The organism is Alteromonas sp. 76-1, from assembly GCF_900654235.1.
Classification (GTDB): domain Bacteria; phylum Pseudomonadota; class Gammaproteobacteria; order Enterobacterales; family Alteromonadaceae; genus Alteromonas; species Alteromonas naphthalenivorans.
In genome coordinates this window covers 1,094,353-1,113,250 of record NZ_LR136958.1, presented here as the reverse complement: position 1 = coordinate 1,113,250, position 18,898 = coordinate 1,094,353, and the positions used below count along the sequence as shown (strand labels likewise).

17 protein-coding genes are annotated in these 18,898 nt (G+C 42.3%); 8 read left to right on the top strand and 9 right to left on the bottom strand.

What is annotated here, in order from left to right; genetic code table 11:
• Positions 1-3: 3 nt before the first annotated feature.
• The 5 genes from uppS to rpsB all read right to left on the bottom strand — a co-directional run bounded on the left by uppS (position 4) and on the right by rpsB (position 4,081).
• Complete coding sequence (gene uppS, locus ALT761_RS04660) at positions 4-786, bottom strand: polyprenyl diphosphate synthase (RefSeq protein ID WP_129736941.1); 783 nt, start codon at positions 784-786, stop codon at positions 4-6.
• 8 nt (positions 787-794) lie between these two features.
• On the bottom strand, positions 795-1,352 hold the full coding sequence (frr, locus tag ALT761_RS04655) for a ribosome recycling factor (protein WP_013785186.1): 558 nt from the start codon (positions 1,350-1,352) through the stop codon (positions 795-797).
• 22 nt (positions 1,353-1,374) lie between these two features.
• Complete coding sequence (pyrH, locus tag ALT761_RS04650; RefSeq protein ID WP_013785187.1) at positions 1,375-2,112, bottom strand: UMP kinase; 738 nt, start codon at positions 2,110-2,112, stop codon at positions 1,375-1,377.
• Positions 2,113-2,353: 241 nt separating this feature from the next.
• Positions 2,354-3,226, bottom strand: coding sequence for a translation elongation factor Ts (gene tsf, locus ALT761_RS04645; RefSeq protein WP_013785188.1), 873 nt, complete (start codon positions 3,224-3,226; stop codon positions 2,354-2,356).
• 123 nt (positions 3,227-3,349) lie between these two features.
• A complete protein-coding gene (gene rpsB, locus ALT761_RS04640; RefSeq protein ID WP_013785189.1) occupies positions 3,350-4,081 on the bottom strand; it encodes a 30S ribosomal protein S2 in 732 nt (243 codons plus the stop codon).
• A 362-nt stretch (positions 4,082-4,443) separates the two neighbouring features.
• On the opposite strand from rpsB, the gene map reads away from it, so the two are divergent.
• The 3 genes from map (at position 4,444) to dapD (ending at position 9,214) form a co-directional block, all read left to right on the top strand.
• Positions 4,444-5,238, top strand: a complete 795-nt coding sequence (gene map, locus ALT761_RS04635) for a type I methionyl aminopeptidase (protein WP_129736939.1) — start codon at positions 4,444-4,446, stop codon at positions 5,236-5,238.
• Between the two features lie 503 nt (positions 5,239-5,741).
• A complete protein-coding gene (gene glnD, locus ALT761_RS04630) occupies positions 5,742-8,393 on the top strand; it encodes a [protein-PII] uridylyltransferase (protein WP_129736937.1) in 2,652 nt (883 codons plus the stop codon).
• Positions 8,390-9,214, top strand: a complete 825-nt coding sequence (dapD, locus tag ALT761_RS04625) for a 2,3,4,5-tetrahydropyridine-2,6-dicarboxylate N-succinyltransferase (RefSeq protein WP_013785192.1) — start codon at positions 8,390-8,392, stop codon at positions 9,212-9,214. The genes glnD and dapD overlap by 4 nt, the downstream gene beginning before the upstream one ends.
• Positions 9,215-9,299: 85 nt before the next feature.
• Here the strand turns inward: dapD and ALT761_RS04620 are convergent, their stop codons facing one another.
• The 3 genes from ALT761_RS04620 to ALT761_RS04610 form a co-directional block, all read right to left on the bottom strand.
• A complete protein-coding gene (locus tag ALT761_RS04620; protein WP_129736935.1) occupies positions 9,300-9,749 on the bottom strand; it encodes a flavodoxin in 450 nt (149 codons plus the stop codon).
• Positions 9,750-9,817: 68 nt separating this feature from the next.
• Entirely contained in the window at positions 9,818-10,603 is a 786-nt protein-coding gene (gene truC, locus ALT761_RS04615; protein ID WP_129736933.1) for a tRNA pseudouridine(65) synthase TruC, read from the bottom strand.
• Positions 10,604-10,606: 3 nt separating this feature from the next.
• Complete coding sequence (locus ALT761_RS04610) at positions 10,607-10,990, bottom strand: YqcC family protein (protein WP_129736931.1); 384 nt, start codon at positions 10,988-10,990, stop codon at positions 10,607-10,609.
• A gap of 102 nt (positions 10,991-11,092) precedes the next feature.
• On the opposite strand from ALT761_RS04610, the gene ALT761_RS04605 reads away from it, so the two are divergent.
• Both ALT761_RS04605 and ALT761_RS04600 read left to right on the top strand, forming a co-directional pair.
• The gene (locus tag ALT761_RS04605; protein WP_129736929.1) at positions 11,093-12,139 is read left to right on the top strand and encodes a DUF3549 family protein; all 1,047 of its coding nucleotides are present in this window, start codon (positions 11,093-11,095) and stop codon (positions 12,137-12,139) included.
• Positions 12,140-12,142: 3 nt separating this feature from the next.
• Positions 12,143-12,448, top strand: coding sequence for a DUF3301 domain-containing protein (locus tag ALT761_RS04600; RefSeq protein ID WP_013785197.1), 306 nt, complete (start codon positions 12,143-12,145; stop codon positions 12,446-12,448).
• A gap of 600 nt (positions 12,449-13,048) precedes the next feature.
• Here ALT761_RS04600 and ALT761_RS20575 read toward each other — a convergent pair.
• Positions 13,049-13,186: a hypothetical protein gene (locus ALT761_RS20575; RefSeq protein ID WP_172602850.1), complete on the bottom strand. Its 138-nt coding sequence runs from the start codon at positions 13,184-13,186 to the stop codon at positions 13,049-13,051.
• A 681-nt stretch (positions 13,187-13,867) separates the two neighbouring features.
• On the opposite strand from ALT761_RS20575, the gene ALT761_RS04595 reads away from it, so the two are divergent.
• The 3 genes from ALT761_RS04595 (at position 13,868) to ALT761_RS04585 (ending at position 18,710) form a co-directional block, all read left to right on the top strand.
• Positions 13,868-15,268 carry a GIY-YIG nuclease family protein gene (locus ALT761_RS04595; protein ID WP_129736927.1) on the top strand — a complete coding sequence of 467 codons (1,401 nt, stop codon included), beginning with the start codon at positions 13,868-13,870 and terminating at the stop codon, positions 15,266-15,268.
• A gap of 224 nt (positions 15,269-15,492) precedes the next feature.
• The gene (locus tag ALT761_RS04590; RefSeq protein WP_129736925.1) at positions 15,493-16,212 is read left to right on the top strand and encodes a hypothetical protein; all 720 of its coding nucleotides are present in this window, start codon (positions 15,493-15,495) and stop codon (positions 16,210-16,212) included.
• 185 nt (positions 16,213-16,397) lie between these two features.
• A complete protein-coding gene (locus ALT761_RS04585; protein ID WP_129736923.1) occupies positions 16,398-18,710 on the top strand; it encodes a hypothetical protein in 2,313 nt (770 codons plus the stop codon).
• Positions 18,711-18,898 lie beyond the last annotated feature (188 nt).

Sequence of the window (18,898 nt, the reverse complement as noted above, 5' to 3'; positions counted from 1 at the left end):
GAGTTAGCTGCTGGCAGTATCAATTTGTTCACCGGTAAGACCGAATCGTCGTTGGCGAACATTAAAATCATCTACGGCTAATTGAAAAACATCTTCATTGAAGTCTGGCCATAGCACATCGGTAAAATACAATTCGGCGTACGCACACTGCCATAATAAAAAGTTGCTGATTCGGTGTTCACCACCGGTGCGTATGAGAAGATCGAGTTCTGGAAGGCTTGCCGTAGAGGTATGTTGATTAAAAACCGCCTCATCAATGTCTTGAAGGGACATTTCGCCTTGCTTTACTTTTTCAGCCACTTCTTTTGCAGCGTTAACAATGTCCCATCTACCACCGTAATTCGCTGCGATGTTAAGGACAAGATCGTTATTGCCAGAAGTCATGTCTTCCGCTTTGCGGATTTTTCCAACCAACTTGCTATCAAAAGCACTTAAATCGCCTATTACTTTTAAGCGAACGCCATTCTTATGGAGTCGTTTGGCTTCACTGTTTAATACTAAATTGAACAGTTCCATCAATACACTGACTTCTTCTTCGGGACGCTTCCAGTTTTCACTTGAAAAAGCGAACAAGGTTAAAGACTCAATGCCAGTTTGACGAGCAAAGCGTACCACTGCTCGAACAGACTCAACACCTGCCTTGTGCCCGAAGGTACGAATTTTCCCTTTCTTTTGCGCCCAACGACCATTGCCATCCATAATGATAGCAACATGTTTAGGGCCAGCAACGGATGCTGGCCCTACTGTATCAGTCGTTTTGGCTGCGTTTGACCGCTTCCCAATCATAATACTTGTTACACTTCCATCAGTTCTTTTTCTTTAACAGCAAGCATGCCGTCAACTTTCTTAATGAAGTCATTCGTTAAAGACTGAATATTTTCTTCCGCTGCGCGGCTTTCATCTTCGCTGATTTCTTTCTCTTTAAGTAATTCTTTTACGTCGCTGTTGGCATCGCGGCGAATATTTCGAATTGAAACTCGACCGTTTTCTGCTTCATTACGCACTACGCGAATAAGGTCTTTACGACGCTCTTCGGTAAGCGGAGGAAGTGGAATTCGAATAGAACCACCAGCGCTCATTGGGTTTAATCCCAAATCTGCCTGCATAATTGCTTTTTCAACAGCTTGAATAGCACTTTTATCAAAAACCGTCAGTGCTAATGTACGGCTGTCTTCCGCAATAACGTTAGCGACTTGCTTTAGCGGTGTATCTGTACCGTAGTAAGGTACCATAATGCCATCTAATAAGCTTGGATGAGCACGGCCTGTGCGAATTTTGCTAAACTGGCCTTTAAGTGCACTGATGCTTTTATCCATACGCTCTTGCGCATCTAATTCAATTTCATCAATCACGTTATATTTCCTATTTTCTTAATTAACTATTGTCAGCGTGACAAATTAGGGTGCCAACTTGCTCACCCATAACAACACGTTTCAAACAACCTGCTTCGTTCATGTTAAATACACGAATAGGTAGGCTGTGATCTCTAGCAAGTGTGAACGCTGACAGGTCCATCACTTTTAATTCTTTCTCAAGTACTTCTTGATAAGAAAGTTGATCGTACAAAGTAGCATCTGGATTCTTAACCGGATCATCGCTATAAACGCCATCAACTTTTGTGGCTTTTAGCACGGCATCGGCTTCAATTTCAATTCCGCGAAGACATGCGGCTGAATCGGTCGTGAAGAAAGGATTGCCTGTGCCCGCAGAAAAGATAACCACGCGGCCAGATTTTAATAAGCTAATCGCTTCTGCCCAGTTGTAAGCATCGCACACGCCGTTCAATGGTATAGCTGACATCATACGCGCATTAACAAAGGCACGATGAAGTGCATCACGCATGGCTAAGCCGTTCATTACGGTAGCAAGCATCCCCATGTGGTCGCCTACAACACGGTTCATGCCAGCTTTTGCTAGCCCTTCGCCGCGGAACAAGTTACCGCCACCAATAACCAAACCTACTTGAACACCTAGTTCAACAAGTTCTTTGATTTCTTGGGCCATACGGTCAAGTACTTTAGGATCGATGCCAAAGCCTTCTTCACCCATAAGGGCTTCGCCACTTAGCTTTAACAGAATGCGTCGATATGCTGATTTCGGTGTGATACTCATTATTCGATATGTCCTCGTAAACCCATTTTGTCTTATGCTTTTCTATTGTTTACACACTGCTTTTGCAGGTAAAAAGAATAGGACAAAATGCTTTCTTAAACGTTTAAAGATTTTACCGCTTTGCGAATTAAATTATCTTAGCAAAACTGTAACTCGCGGGTACTAGCTATAAAAAAGCACCTCCGAAGAGGTGCCTTGTAGTTTATCTGACATTAGCACAATGCAAAAGATAAACGCCCAATTATTTCTTGGCCGCTTCCATTTGTGCTGCAACTTCTGCTGCAAAGTCTTCAGTTTTCTTCTCGATACCTTCACCAACTTCGAAACGTACGAAGTTAACAACATCAGCAGAGTTGTTTTTAAGCAACTCAGCAACGCTGATTGAAGGATCTTTAACGAAAGGCTGACCAGTTAAGCTTACTTCACCAGTAAACTTCTTCATGCGGCCTGCAACCATCTTCTCTGCGATGTCAGCTGGCTTACCAGACTGCATTGCAATACCGATTTGGATTTCTTTCTCTTTCTCAACAACTTCAGCTGGAACATTTTCAGGCTTAACGAACTGAGGGCTAGCCGCTGCAACGTGCATTGCAATGTCTTTAGCCAACTCTTCGCTGCCACCAGTAAGAATTGAGATTACGCCGATACGACCGCCGTGCACGTATGCACCTAGTGTATCGCCTTCAACGTTGATAACGCGACGAGGAGAGATGTTTTCACCGATTTTCGCCACTAATGTGTCACGAACGTCGCTTACTTTAGCACCGTTAAGTTCAGACGCATTCAACGTGTCGATATCGTTGATGTTGTTCGCTGCTGCTATTTCTAGCAACTCGTTACCAAACTTAAGGAAACCTTCGTCACGTGCTACGAAATCTGTTTCACAGTTAATTTCAAGCATAGTCGCGCGACCGTCTTGAACTTTAGTAAGGATTACACCTTCAGCTGCGATACGGCCTGCTTTTTTAGCGGCTTTCGCTTGGCCTGATTTACGCATGTTTTCAATGGCTAGCTCAATGTCACCATCCGTTTCAACCAGGGCTTTTTTACAATCCAGCATACCTGCGCCTGTACGCTCGCGCAGTTCTTTAACTAGTGCTGCAGTCACTGCCATTTTTCAATTCCTCAGCAATAAATATAAATTCGGTTAGGTAAAAGGGGCGTTATCGCCCCTCTCAATACGTTTCGTATTGTTGCACTATCATATGCTTTAGATATGACAGTAAAGCGAACAGAATTACTCTGCTGCTTCTACGAAGTCGTCTTGCTCAGCTTGTGCTTCAAGGTTGCTTTCGCGACCAGAAATCACAGCGTTAGCAGCGGCATCCAAGTAAAGTTGAACTGCGCGGATTGCATCGTCGTTACCAGGAATGATGTAATCAACACCATCTGGGTTAGAGTTAGTATCCACAACACCAACAACTGGAATACCCAGGTTACGTGCTTCTGTGATAGCAATGTGCTCGTGGTCTGCATCGACAACAAAGATAGCGTCTGGCAAGCCGCCCATATCTTTGATACCGCCAAGGCTGTTTTCAAGCTTTTCCATTTCACGCTGAAGCATTAGGGCTTCTTTTTTGGTCAGCTTTTCGAAAGTACCGTCTTGGCTTTTCTGCTCAAGTTCTTTCAAACGCTTGATTGATTGACGAACTGTTTTCCAGTTAGTCAACATACCACCTAACCAACGCTTGTTAACGTAAAACTGGTCACATTTAACAGCTGCATCTTTTACCGCATCGCCAGCAGCGCGCTTAGTACCTACGAAAAGGATTTTCCCTTTCTTAGATGCTACGCTTGATAGGTAGTTAAGAGCGTTGTTGAAAAGTGGAACTGTTTTTTCAAGGTTGATGATATGAACTTTGTTACGTGCGCCAAAGATGTAAGGTTTCATCTTAGGGTTCCAGTAACGAGTTTGGTGACCGAAATGCACACCGGCTTTCAGCATGTCACGCATTGAAACATTTGCCATTTTAATTTCCTCTCGGGGTTAGGCCTCCATATACCCATTGTATCGATCCCACCTAAGTAAATAAGTAGAACACCCCGATACGCAGTGTTGGTATATGTGTGTTTTAATTAAATTTAATTTACCCTTTTGACCAAACGCTTTTAAGGGCATTCCGTCAGGGCGCGCGCTTTATACCATATTACGCGTACCCACTCAAGTTTTACCGCCAGTTTTGCCATTACTTGCATTCTTTAAGACTGCCCCTATACACATTCAATCCTAATGGCTAAAATAAACCTATATAGATATATTCTGCGCGTTAACCTCTGCCCTATTTTACAAGCGGTAGCGTAACGGCCCAAATAAACGAATAGAGAGACGCTGTGTCAGCAATTATTAAGACCTCTGAAGAAATCGAAAAAATGCGCGTGGCTGGAAAATTAGCAGCCGATGTACTTACTATGATTGGCCCCTATGTAAAAAAGGGTGTAACGACAGACGAGTTAAATACGATATGTCATGATTATATCGTTAATGAGCAGCAAGCTATTCCTGCGCCATTAAACTATGGTCACCCGCCTTTCCCTAAATCAATTTGTACGTCTGTAAACCATTGTATCTGCCATGGCATCCCCTCGGACAAAAAATTGAAAGATGGGGACGTTATTAATATCGACGTCACTGTTATTAAAGATGGTTATCACGGTGATACTTCTAAGATGTTTACCGTTGGAAAGCCAACGATTATGGCAGAGCGTTTAACCCGAGTTACACAAGAATGCTTATATAAAGCGATTAAAGAAGTAAAACCGGGTATGACATTGGGCGATATTGGTCATATCTGCCAAACCCATGCAGAAGCGCATAACTATTCAATCGTTCGCGAGTACTGTGGTCATGGTATTGGCGCGAGTTTCCACGAAGAGCCACAAATTGTGCACTACGGTAAACCTGGCACAGGTGATGTGCTTGAAGCTGGCATGTGCTTTACCATTGAACCTATGGTGAATGCTGGTAAGCGTTATTCGAAAATTCTTCCTGATCAGTGGACCGTTGTGACTAAAGACAGAAGTTTAAGTGCACAATGGGAGCATACCTTACTCGTCACCGAAGACGGTGTGGAAGTATTAACTTTGCGTGACGAAGAAGACCTTCCACGCGTGATTTCACATATTTAACAATTTGCACACTGACAGATAATGGTCAGTTTCGATAAGCACTCTTTATTATAGTGTTTGAATCATTATAGTGTTTGAATCGCCTACATATAAACATATAGCAGCTTAACTTTTTGGGTTGCTATATGTTTTTATACTTCTAGTACGCCTTCATGCTTTTTTCCTTTCTTTCGTTGTTGGTTATAAATGTACATCACACGTTTTTAGCAAGAACGACGGCACGCTAGTTACCTCGCTGTTCCTCTGAGCTATTGCATTGACTGTTACTTTCAGTCCTATAGCTATCAGCCCTATTGCTATCAGTCCTATTGCTATCAGTCCTATTGCCTGCCTTGAAAATAGCGGTGTGATATTTCATCTTATACTTGCAGCATACCTATAACATTTTCGTATATTTATTCACAATATCGCCTTGGGTATGCAACTAATCGGCACTGCGATTTCGTTTCATTTCATGATAAGGTTCAGTGTGTTCAAAAAGCTGTACGCATAGAAGGTGTAATTTGACGCTGCAATCCCTAATAAAAAATATTGATCAAATAACGTCGGTTGACGACTTAGTTGCCATCAAGTCGTGTGTAGAAGATAGCTATGCATGGATAAAAGCGTCATTCGATAGCATTCCTGTTAACCAACTTGTGACTGGGCGTGCTCAATTCGTTGATGCCCTTTTGTGTCATTTGTGGCACCTCTACGGTTTAGACAATGAAAGTGAATTAGCATTATGTGCCGTAGGTGGCTATGGACGCGGGCACCTTCAACCTTATTCCGACATTGATTTGCTGATAGTGAGCAAACGAACCCTTAAGCCCGACACCCAAGAAAAAGTAAGTCGTTTTATTACTCTGCTTTGGGATATTAAGCTTGATGTGGGTCAGTCAGTACGTACCATCAAAGAAACCGTCAGCCTTGCCAAAGACGATATTTCCATTGCCACTAACCTCGTAGAAAGTCGACTGCTTTGCGGCAGCGAGTCTATTTTTGAAAAACTGTGGGATGAAGTTAACGGCAGAAACTCATGGTCGAGTAAGGCGTTTTTCTCAGCGAAGTACGATGAACAAAAACGACGTCACGCTAAATTTAACGGTACGGCTTACAACCTTGAACCCAATATAAAAGAAAACCCAGGCTGCTTAAGAGACATTCAGTCTATTGGTTGGGTAGCGAAAAAACACTTTAAAGAATATGACGGCTGGAACCTTGTAGGTCACGGCTATTTCACCGAGCAAGAACACAGCGAATTAATAACCTGTAGGATGCATTTGTGGAAAATGCGCTGCGCCTTACATCTCATTGCCGGGCGAAGTGAAAATCGACTTCTTTTCGATTACCAACCTGATGTTGCCACCATGATGGGGTACGGAGAAGAAGGTAAAAGCTCAGTAGAAAAAATGATGCGTGACTTTTTCCGCACCATTGCCCGGGTTTCTGAATTGAACCAGATGCTTTTACAACGGTTCAAGTATGACATGCTTAATCAGAGCGTTCAGCGTACCGCGATGATCAACGAAGATTTCGAATTACTCGATAATATGATTTCGCCTCGTCATGAGAATGCTTTTTCTTCGCCAGAAGCCATTTTAGACTTTTTAAATGTGGTCACTAACACCCCTGAAGTGCAAGGTTTAAGTACTACCTGTATTCGCCAAATAAGAAACGCACATCGCGCATTTGAAAATGCTTACTTTGTTGAGCGCCCCGCATGCCGTGAAAAGCTGATGATCTTGCTTAAACAACCCGACTTTTTTAATTTTGGTTGGGACATTATGCATCAGTACGGCATTTTACAGGCTTATTTACCTGAGTGGGATGCCATAGTAGGAATGATGCAATTTGATTTGTTTCACGCCTACACGGTGGATGAACATACGCACCGCTTAGTGAAGCACGTGAATTACTTTTTCTCGAAAGAGAACAAAGATTTCCCACGCTGTGGTCGCATCTGTCGAAATTTAGATAAGCCAGAAGTATTGTATATTGCCGCTATATTTCACGATATCGCCAAAGGTCGTAATGGCGACCACTCAACATTAGGCGCTATCGATGTTGCTAAGTTCTGTGAACAGCATGATGTACCGGCAAACGACGCGGCCATGATAAGCTGGCTCGTTGAAAACCACCTGCTAATGTCAGTCGTAGCACAGCGCAGAGACATCTACGATCCAGACGTTATCAGTGAATTTGCTGGCGCGGTAAGAAGCCATAACCACTTGAACTTACTTTATACACTTACCCTTGCCGACATTCGTGCAACCAATGATAATTTATGGAACGATTGGAAAGCATCTCTGCTTAGAGAGCTTTATTTAATGACGCAAAAAGCATTAGATAACGGGTTACAGTGCCAGGTAACATTAAGTGAGCGAGTGACTACTCATAAATATCAAGCGCAACAAATTTTGCACGAACGCGGGGTTAACTCTGCATCAATTGATGGGTTATGGGCACGGTTAGATGATGACTATTTTGTACGATTCAAGCCAACACAAATTGCATGGCATACCGAAGAAATCGTTAAGGCTCAGGATGATTGGCTAACACCAGATAGCGACCAGCTTCTTGTTAAAGCCAATGACAACAGTGCAAAAGGCGGCACGGAAATTTTTCTTTTCGGTAAAGATAGAAAAGCCTTATTTGCACAAGTGGCTTCCGTATTAGACAGCCGTAATTGCTCTATTCACGATGCCCATGTTACCGTAACCCGCGATGGCTATGTGTTTGATAGCATGTTGGTGCTTGAGAATGATGGTTCAAGGCTATCGTCAGATTCTCGTATACAATCGTTAGAAAAAGCGATTAGCACCCAACTTGAAAAACCAGGCCGTTCACACGAAAATAAGCGTAAACTACCTCGTCAAATGAAACAGCTAGACGTGCCTACTAAAGTACGCTTTTTCGGAGTGAGCGATGAAGCGACACTCGTTGAGTTAGAAGCACTAGACGCGCCAGGCATATTAGCTAAAATTGGCCATGCTTTTGTTGATACTAATGTCACCTTGAAGCTGGCAAAAATTGCTACTATCGGCGAGCGCGCAGAAGATATATTTATTGTCAGTAATGATGCTGGCAAAGCATTAACCCAAGAACAACAAGTGAGCTTGAAAAAGCGTATCTTGTTTAAACTCGATCAACTTGAAGATATCACGATACCATGAATGAATTGAAAGCCATTATTGAAGACGCCTTCGAAAACCGCGACAACATTAGCCCTTCTTCTGCTCCAGCAGAAGTGAAACAAGCCGTTGCTGATGCTATTGCATTGCTTAATAGCGGAAAAGCGCGTGTAGCTGAAAAAATCGCGGGCGAGTGGGTTGTTCATCAGTGGTTAAAGAAAGCCGTTTTGCTTTTCTTCCGCCTACATAACAACGACGTTATTGAAGGTGCTGAGAGCCGTTACTACGACAAAGTACCGTTGAAATACAGCAACTATACTGCTGAACAATTTGCTAATGACGGCGCGCGTATTGTGCCTCCGGCTGCAGTCCGTACCGGTACCTTCGTGGGTAAAAATGCGGTTGTTATGCCTTCATACGTAAACATTGGTGCATTCGTTGACGAAGGCACCATGGTAGATACATGGGCAACGGTTGGTTCTTGCGCACAAATCGGTAAGAACGTTCACTTATCTGGCGGCGTAGGCATTGGTGGTGTTTTAGAGCCACTTCAAGCGAACCCTACTATTATTGAAGATAACTGCTTTATTGGCGCACGCTCTGAAATTGTTGAAGGCGTTATTGTTGAAGAAGGCGCAGTTATTTCAATGGGCGTTTACATTAGCCAAAGCACCCGTATTTACGACCGTGAAACCGGCGAAGTACATTATGGTCGCGTACCTGCGGGCTCTGTAGTAGTTTCAGGCAACATGCCAAGCCCAGATGGTAAGTACAGCCTATATGCTGCCATTATCGTGAAGAAAGTAGATGCTAAAACCCGTGCAAAAGTAGGTATTAATGCCCTACTACGTGGTGTTGAATAAGTCTGTACTCACGAATTAAACGTTTTGCATTAAAAAAGGGCGCCTAGCGCCCTTTTTTATTTTTTGAGATTGTTGTCGAACCTCGTTACACGCCTAACTGAGCTTTGATACCGTTAACCCACTCAATAACCATAGCTTCAGGTTCAAGGGTCTCAAGGGCATCCACTTCTAGCATGTCGGCTACCGCTTTACCTTGAAGCTCTAATAACAATTCATTGAATTGACGACCGGCTCCACAAAAACTTTCCCCGTAACTACTATCACCTAACGCAGCAACAGCAAAAGGCTTGTCTTTTAGCAATGGAAACTCGTCTTTCAAATCAGAGAAGACAAATTCTAAGTTTGGTGGAACATCGCCTTGGCCAGTCGTAGAAGTAATCAATAAGATAGCGTCGGCATCGGTAAAGTCGCTTACTGAAGGATCGCTCTCAAGCTCGCAATCTACACCTTGCTCTGCAAGATTTTCTTCAACTTGCTCTGCTACATGTTGCGCATTGCCATACACGGTACCTGCAAAAATTTTTAATGTTGCCATTACTTCCTCATTATCTTTTCAAATCGTGTGGGTTTCCCGTTTAAGCATCACACTTTCTAGCCCAAACCTTAAACCTGATATTCTTGCCACGCATCTAACACTCGTTGCATTTCTGAATGCATTCTAACAGACACCGATAGCCACTTTCCGGTTATCGGGTGATAAAAACCCATCTGCGTACAACTTAAGGCCAAATTCTGAAAACTAAAGTGTGTTTGCAAAAATTTGTTCTGTTTTCCGTCTCCGTGGGTGGTATCACCCAAGATAGGGTGCCTAATATGTACCATATGACGACGCAATTGATGTTTGCGTCCTGTCGAGGGCAAAAGTTTAACTAATGAATAGCGAGCGGTTTCATACTTACCTACGGCGAAAGGTAATTCATAGTTCGCTAAACTTTCGTATACCGTTGTGGCTTGCTGCGGTGCCTGCTGCGGGCGCTTATGTTTATCGGCAATTTTATCGTAGCGATATTTTAGCGCATAATCGATGAGCCCTGAATGTTTAACATAACCACGAACAATAGCGTGATACTGCTTTTGCACCTGCTTATTCATCAACTGCTGGCCAAGCTGCGCTGCCGTTTTACTGTCAAAACTAAACAAGAGTACACCGGATGTTGGTCTATCTAAACGGTGTGCTGGGAATACATGCTTGTTGAGCTGATCCCTTAATGTCTGCACGGCGAAGCGAGTTTCATGCCTGTCGATAGGGCTTCTATGCACTAATAAACCCGGCGGTTTATCAATGGCCACGATATGCTCATCTTGATATAAAATATTAAGTGGCGGGTATGGCTGCACACTATTGCTGTCAGCCTTTTCACTCGGGCTAACCGATAATTCTTCAGGCATAATTTACTTCTTATTAGGTTCGGTTAGTTTATCAAGAGCAAGCAACGAAACTAAGATAGATTCGGGGCAGTTTGGCACATACATCTGCGCCGCAGGGGAAATTGCCATCTTCCCAGGTAACTGACCTATTGCTATTAGGTGATGACATTTAGGCACAAAAACATACGCCAACCATTCGAAAAAAGACAGGGTATCAATAGCAAAAGGGGCAGTACTGGCTAGTTGTGCCTTGCTAGGTGCTTTGTTCGGCCACGTTTTAGTTTGGCGCAGCGCGGTTTCTAGCGCATTTAAATGATACTCGAATTCTTCTATTAACTTCATAGTCATTACATGGTTTAAGGTTTGCCGTAAAAATCTGGCCAGCAGTATACCAGAGGCAGTGCTCATTCCGCTCGCACCTTTAAAAGAACAATGCCGTTGCCTGTCGGCAACTAAAATATGCTAAACTTTGCGCCCTAAAATCAGTTTTATGAAGTGAGAACGCCTGAAATGAACGCTAACAGTATTAACTCTATCAGCGAATTTTTATTGCATGCAGGTACAGAATATATTGTTTTTGATATGGGTCGAAGACTTACCGCTTTAGACAATCAGGCGTTTTTGGATATTGAGAATGGTTCAACTGTTGCGCCCTTCCCTCGCCAGCAACATGCGTGGTTCGGCATTGTTTTTTGGAATAAAAACAGCTCAAATCAGCACTATATTTGGTTTATCAAACTCCCTCTAGACGAGCAGGGATTAGTGGTAGCGGCTTCAAGAAACCATTTTCTGCAAATTATTGTCGAAGCACTCGGCCAATCAATTTCTGATGATTCTGAAGCGGCTAACACATTGCCAGATAATCCTTATTCATTTGTGCCCGCGCAGTCATTACTTGCGCAATTTAATGCACTGGTTCGTGCAAAGCTAAATCAGCCAATTAGCGCCAGCGCACAGCATGTTATCGCCTATGTGAAAGCGCCTCAGGTGGCTGACTGGCAAACCATTCCCTTACAGGCAATTGCGGATGTGGTCATCAGATTAGACTCAATGGACAACGCACAAGAAGTGCAAGGCAGTGTGCTGCGTAACTTTTCACTTTTTGCCGAACCATTTCAACGGGCTTTTATGGAAATGGCCGAAGTTGCGAACGTACCTGCCCCCCTTAACCAATGCATGCTTTCAGTGTTAGACGGTGATGAAATAAGTTTAGCCGCCCTACGGGGTTTGTCTTGTGAGACCAAAAACGACACTATATATACGCAATTAGTGTCGCACTTTGAAGCTAAGAAATTGAATCGCTTGGATATATTAAGTGTTATTGCTGCCCGCCATTTTCAGCAAATGGACGAGAAATTACTACTGCTATTTTTTGAAGCCGTTGCCGAGGTCGATAACCAAGAAAACTATAATGGCGACGTATTTCGCGGCTTCTTCTCTGATCTTGTTCAAGTGCCCCAGTTACGTGAATTAGTACTAGGCATACTAAGAACCCCAGAACGCAGTGACTTACTGGCCAGCGCAATTGGCACGCTGTTTTCTCAAACTAAGGGGTAATGAATGACATTACTTGAGTTAACGTTATGGCTAGGGCTGGGCTTTGTCGCTTTTCAGTTTTGGCGCATACGAAGTATTTCTGAATTTACTGATAGTTACTTGCGCCAGTACTGTAAAAACAATCAACTGCAACTGCTCAGCATTGCCAGAGCCAAAACCCGCATTACCTTCAACTACAGCAAGCCTGATTGGCATAATATCTTTGTGTTTGAATTTTCCGGTAATGGTGAAGACAGATACAGCGGAGAAGTGGAGTTAGTGGGCAAACATATTATTAGAACTACCCTACCACCTCACAGAGTTAATTAAGTTCTTCGAGTTTGTTAGCCCGCTATAAATTAGGTATGAACGAGATGGCTATGCCGAGCGCAATAGGCGTCTAGAAACGTGAGCGTTTTAGTGACAACGCCAAAAATTACGCAAAAAAAAAGGGGTAGCCTCTCTGCTACCCCTTTTCCTGGAATTTTGAGTTTCCCTCTCTGCGTTCCTTTGCGACTAAAATCTTCCCGATTAAAATCCATATACGCCCCTTTCCATCTTCTCTCGCGTGTTCCCGTGCGAGTTACCCGTCCTTGCGTAAATCCCTTTCCATTTATCCTAAGCATCCCACCTATCCTGCACGTGGGGGCCTCATCCTAAGGCTGTTCCTTGCCAGCAAAAGCTGGTGTTCCTATCCTTTCATCCTTTCTGCATTACACATCCTGTGCAACTAGCTCAATCCTTAAGCGGTCCGTTCGTTCCTGAGCTGCCTTGCTCTTACGCATCCTGCGCAAACTATCCTTGCTTAAGCCTTCCAAGCTTTCCTTTACGATATATCCTATATCTTTCCTTTTTATGACGATCCTTCGCCAAATCCTTTCTACTTCCTGTTGCGATTCCTTATCGCTTGCGCTTTCCTTGCTTGTCCCTTTAGTAATTCCATTTCAGCACGTCCGGTGCGCTTATCATCCCTGTGATGCTTCCTGCTTTTCCATCTCCCCTCACTCCTGTTAAGGGATTCTCTTCCTTAAGTTGTCCAAGGTTGTCCTTAAAATCATCCTGACTCATCGTGTTTCCCTGTGACGCCATTAATAATATCCCTACCAAGAATTCCCGCTAGGCAGAATTACAATAAATTAAGGAGAAAATAAGGAGCTAAAATGATCTACATATAAAAAACTTATATAAATCAACAACATTAGACTTTAGTCTAGATATAAACCACGAAAAAAAACCCACATTTCCTACACTTTTGTAGGAAATGTCGTACAAAGCTTGTCGTCATTATGACCAATTGCGAATTTTTGGCGATCGTCATTCGAAATGAGAATCTCGTTCAAGAGGCAACTACCTGCAGCTTCTTGTTTCTCAAAAGACAGTATTTAAGTGAGTACAACCATAGATTACATTCTCTGTTTCTTTAACATCAAGCATTTCTATTTGCCGGTATGCTCAACATCCAATTTAAAGTGACGGACAGTTTTGCCGAAAGCTGCCGTTCTAATTCAAGTATTCCTTCTTTGTCCTCTAAGTCATATGAATCACGAATGAAGGCCCCCATTCTTTCTCTGAAATGAATACATGGCTAACAGAGCATGGTTTTGTTTCTAAGAATTCATATGACGCCCTTGATTAGAAAGAATAGCGAGTTTTAGTTAGCTTTGTGTGGCTCCCACTTAAGTAATCAATTAGCAATCATTGCTCAATAATGAGACCCTTACTCTACTAGTTAATGATAAGGGAATATCCATGGACTATTACTTTGCCCTATTAGCCTTTCTCTTTTTTGTCATCATTGTATTAATGGCGGCACACCGATACACCACAAAACAAAGACTTTTTAACAAACTCATTAGCAACGCAAAATCTCGCAGTATGAAAATAGTGAGCGAAGCAAAAGCTAAAAAAGCCGAAACTGACGCAGATATTAACCGACGTATCGAGGACATAAATAACCGTGAAGCTGCCTCAGATGCTCGCATCGAAAGATTGAAAGAAGCAGATAAAGAGATCCGTGCACGCTTAAAAGAGTCCAGAGCACTCATAGATGGTATTACCGACCGCAGTTGTCAACATGCTGCCGATATAGAACTTTTAACAGAAGACGATCTTCAATCAAGTAAAAGCTATGTTGATGACAGGAAAGCAGTCAAAGCTAGACTGAAAAAGCTTGCCATCGATGCTATCGACAATGTCAGAGGTCACAACGCAGATGTTAACGTTGGGAAATTTGTTGCCATTTCTGCAAAAGCGGATATGGCGGGGGCACTACTTCTTAGCGTAGTTGAAATGCTTTGCTCTAAGGTTACAGCGTCAAGTGGCCACCTTGCTGCTGAAAAGCTGGCGGAGACAATCATAGCGACTGAAGCACTGGTCAAAGCAATTGATAGTCGCGCCGAAATTAATAGCGAAATGAAGACGCTGTTGATGAAGCGACTAGAGATTGAAATTAACTATAAAAAAGCGAAACAGATTGCGAAAGAGGAACAACGCGAATTAAGAGAGCAACAACGGGAAGAGAAAAAAGCACGTGAAGAAGCGATGAAAGTCCAAAAAGAGGCTGAAAAAGAAGAGGCAATTAAGGCAGCCGCCATCGCTAAACTTGAGGCTGAACTCGCTGAAAAATCCGAACAAGAAAGGCTGGCCTACCAAGAGCAGCTTAACGCTCTTAAATCTGAATTAGCGCTAGCCCAGGAAAAAATGAAGCGTGCAAAAAGTCGCGCACAGGAAACTAAACAAGGTCACGTTTATATTATCTCAAATATTGGTAGTTTCGGTGAAGACGTACTAAAAATTGGCATGACCCGACGTTTAGAGCCAATGGACAGAGTGAGAGAGCTTGGAGATGCTTCTGTACCTTTTACCTTTGATGTACACGCACTTATCGAGTCCGATGACGCACCAAACCTTGAATCAATATTACATAGGCTCTTTGATACTAAACGATTAAATCGTGTAAACCACCGAAAGGAGTTTTTCAGGGTATCAATTGATGATGTAGAAAAAGAGTTAAACAAAATGCACATTGATGCACTTATTTCACGAGTTCCTAGTGCAGATGAGTATTATCAATCTCTCAAGATACTCAATACACATACCAAAGTAGATTTACCCGACAATCAATTGAACGAAACCGAGTTAGCAATATAGTTTGAAGGCTAAAATTTTTATTCGATAGCTCAAATTACATACCAATAAATCAAATAACTATATGTGTTGGGCAAGCTTACCCTGCCTAATCAAATTACCGTTTTGTACGTGAAGCGAACATTTCATATTCTTCCTGCGAAAATAACAGAATATGATTTTTTAATCGAAGCGACTGTTACCATGAAGTCTCAGTAATATGCTGTTAGGTGCGCAAAGGAGAGTTTATGCCGTCAAGTAGGTTTTGGGATAAAAGTAAAACAATCCAAGAACGGTGGTTTCGTTATAAACTTCATAAAAAGTATGGAAAAATGCTCCAAAAATTACTTCTATGTAAGCTTCATAGAAAATTAATAAAGAATCATCGTATTACAGATGAAGCAATAGGGAGTGCTATCAATGCAATAGTGACCCAACTTAAAAAGTTAGACGAAGACCTTTTTCCAGCAACTAAAGAGTTCTTCAATATTTGTTTGTTTTTCTTGCTTGCTGAAAGGGACATTCAAGCATTAAAACCCGATGCTTTTGCTCATCCTAATGAAGCAAAACGCAATATCGCATTGAGAGCTTTGTTATTAACTATTTATGAATGGGATATGGGGAAAGTTACTGGTAAGAACATGAAGATTATTTATGGCATCACGGGCATTTCTGAACAGGCTAAAACTAACTTAATCAATAGTTTGAAAGAAGTGCGAAAATCAAGGAAGAACATAACAACTCAGTTTTCTGAATTACGCCATAATACAATCGCACATCGAGAGTCTGATGCTTTACAACAGTATGAAATAATCTCAAACTTGAATGTTATAAAATTTAAATCTGAGATAGAAGACTTCTATATAGCAACGGACAAGTTATTTAAAGCAATGACAGATGCATTATTAGAAATCGGCGCACTACCGAACCTTTTCTATCAGGTAATCAATGGTAACAAGCGTACCTAAAAAGACTGTAGGCGTTCACTGCGTCGCTGAGACACAAACTAATAGGCTCCCACGCTTCGCTAGTTATTTTAGCCCATGTAAATGTGCCCCAAAGTCGGGGGGGGGGTTATGTGTCTTATCGGTATTGACGTTATTAATATGGAATGACTCTAAGAAGCTTCATTTAACAAAGGGACTGACAAACTGTGACCAAACAAGCCAAATCGCTCTGGCGAAGGGTAAAGCAAACATCCCATGTAATTGCATCAAGAGCAATAGAGCAAGTATCACTTTGGCACGCCAAAGGTTGGCAATATCTATATATTGGGAAAAACTGGCTTTATAACTTCATGTCTAGATATGCTGGCAGATTGGGCTTACTGTTTCTAGTTATACTAATGTTTATAAGTGCAATTTCTGTTCCTGCGCTTCAAAATTATCTAGAAGCGTATTTTTCCGAAAAAGGACGCCTAGACTCAATAAGAGCACTATTCCTTTCTCTTGGTGGTGCCATGCTCGGTGCCAACGCGATTGCGTTCTCACTCATTATGTTTGCAATGCAGGTAAATGTTGAGCGCATGCCACATGGCCTGTTTCGAAAGTTTAGCTCAGACGTGAGGCTGCTTGGAGCATTTGTTTCTACATTCTCATTGGCTGTGATCATGGCTGGGATGGCTTTGATTCCAGATAAATCTTGGGTCGCGGCGGCAACTGCAATAGTGGCTTGGTGTATATTTTTAATAATATTACTTTTTTTGCTTGCGTACCGAAGAGCGCTTGCTTTGATTAGTCCTACTATGCAGTTGGGATTGGTTGTCGCTGATACGGAAAAGAATTTTAGTAAATGGGACAGAGACGTAAAGCGGACGATACCGATATATCGAGCTAATGCAAGCGCTGGGAAGGAAGATAAAGAAGTCAGGGGTAAATACGATATGGATCGTGTAACCTACTTTCAATTACATCCGAATTGGACAGCATCAGCCGAACAATCAATATCCTATTGTATTAGCTTTTCAAAACGCTATGCAGAACAAGGCGATCATGAGGTTTCACGAGTTGCCCTCAATGGAATAGCCGCAATCAATGAGTTGTATATTAAAACAAAAGGGCAAACGTTTTTCTCAAATAACTATATTTTCGAGAACCCGTTCGCATCTGATCGCTTTCTAACGAATACACTAGAGCATTTACGGCAGAATGTACAAGTAGCTATCTCACGAAAAGATGAGCAATTCATTGAGCAAAATCTACAGAGTCTATTTCAGCTCACACAACTCTATTTATCCATTGAATATGGCGATGATAACTCTGAAAGATCTCATGCACATCTTGTATCAGGTTATCTGTTAGGTGCTGTGGAAAGTGTTATTCCGCATAACATGGCTGATGTGTTAATCAAAGGCGTATCGCTTCTTGGAGATGTAGCTTTATTAACAGTCGTACATGACAGGCCGGAGCATGTAGCTTTAATTTCGAAGAAAATCGCAACTATAGCTTGTTTGGGCACTGTTGATAAAAACTATCAGCCCGTATCTCTTATAGCAGTTAAACAGCTTGCAAATCTCACTTTTGAATTGCTTCGAAGCAAGTCATATGAAATACGATTTGCAGCCGAAGAGGTGCGAGATGATGTAAAATTGATTGCACAAATGTACCTCAACACATCTGATTTTTCTCTAAATCGAGTACATAGCACAACTTTAGCGTCATACTATTCTGGGACTAACCACCTCTCATTGATGGCACGTTTAACAAAATTAGTGGGTGCTTTGTCAAACGCGAATAGTGATGATGAAGCAGCTAAACGAGTTGTTCGTCACATAGGGGAGTGGGCAGATGGGTTGTATCGAAATGAAAAAGAATTATTGTTGTTAGCTATTGAGAAAAGATCTCAACTTACATCCGATTTAGTCCACTGGATAGTACACATTACTAAATTGCTTCTCGCTGTTTCGTGTTTGGATGTTTGCGATGAACATCATAGGGACAAACTTAGAAAGTCGGCCCTTTGGTTAATTCATGCGTTTTCATCGATTCCAGATGATGAAGAAACAATAAAGTACATTGAAACATACCAACTCGCAGATAGCATATTCAAGTCCGCAGTAGATGCACATAAACACGGTTGTGATACGGAAGCGATTGAAATTCGAGACTTACTTCTCAGCTGGACATATAAGGTAGGTAAATACCAGACTGGTTGGGCATCCTTACGAACAGCTTGTTGCGGCTTGGCATGCTTAAATATTACTCTTGAGTTGCAAGATGAGAAGCTATTCGCCGATATTGATGAATATATTTCTAGAGATGGTGCCCCTACGTCGGATATTCGTTTAAGAACCGCCTCTGATTTACGTGAAGAAGCAGATAAATATCGCTCCGGTCATGCTCATAGAGAAATAGAAGCGGCAATGGTACGTGTCGACCAAGCGAGAATTAGTGTGCTACTGCATGGAATAGCCGATCATTTATATCCAGAAACTTGTGACACCGGAATAGTTAAATCTTCAAAGTAAAGCTAGGATGTTCCTTACAACAAATCGCTGCACTCAAATTTTCGGTAGGCTAGGTGTTGTCCGACCTCTCATTGCCTCAAGATAACCATTGATGCTTCCCCTGATGTTAGGCTGCTCCGTAAGTTAAGTGGACGTCTAGCTTTTTTTACTGATAACACAGAGGAAGATTTTTCATTGGAATCGGGTGT

Bases quoted from the DNA above. Each gene is read 5' to 3' on its own strand.
- ALT761_RS04610 (WP_129736931.1), bottom strand. From the start codon at position 10,990: ATGAGCACTGCCTCTGGTATACTGCTGGCCAGATTTTTACGGCAAACC.
- ALT761_RS04600 (WP_013785197.1), top strand. From the start codon at position 12,143: ATGACATTACTTGAGTTAACGTTATGGCTAGGGCTGGGCTTTGTCGCT.
- pyrH (WP_013785187.1), bottom strand. From the start codon at position 2,112: ATGAGTATCACACCGAAATCAGCATATCGACGCATTCTGTTAAAGCTA.
- ALT761_RS04605 (WP_129736929.1), top strand. From the start codon at position 11,093: ATGAACGCTAACAGTATTAACTCTATCAGCGAATTTTTATTGCATGCA.
- truC (WP_129736933.1), bottom strand. From the start codon at position 10,603: ATGCCTGAAGAATTATCGGTTAGCCCGAGTGAAAAGGCTGACAGCAAT.
- tsf (WP_013785188.1), bottom strand. From the start codon at position 3,226: ATGGCAGTGACTGCAGCACTAGTTAAAGAACTGCGCGAGCGTACAGGC.
- uppS (WP_129736941.1), bottom strand. From the start codon at position 786: ATGATTGGGAAGCGGTCAAACGCAGCCAAAACGACTGATACAGTAGGG.
- ALT761_RS04595 (WP_129736927.1), top strand. From the start codon at position 13,868: ATGGACTATTACTTTGCCCTATTAGCCTTTCTCTTTTTTGTCATCATT.
- dapD (WP_013785192.1), top strand. From the start codon at position 8,390: ATGAATGAATTGAAAGCCATTATTGAAGACGCCTTCGAAAACCGCGAC.
- ALT761_RS04590 (WP_129736925.1), top strand. From the start codon at position 15,493: ATGCCGTCAAGTAGGTTTTGGGATAAAAGTAAAACAATCCAAGAACGG.
- ALT761_RS04620 (WP_129736935.1), bottom strand. From the start codon at position 9,749: ATGGCAACATTAAAAATTTTTGCAGGTACCGTGTATGGCAATGCGCAA.
- ALT761_RS20575 (WP_172602850.1), bottom strand. From the start codon at position 13,186: ATGAGTCAGGATGATTTTAAGGACAACCTTGGACAACTTAAGGAAGAG.
- rpsB (WP_013785189.1), bottom strand. From the start codon at position 4,081: ATGGCAAATGTTTCAATGCGTGACATGCTGAAAGCCGGTGTGCATTTC.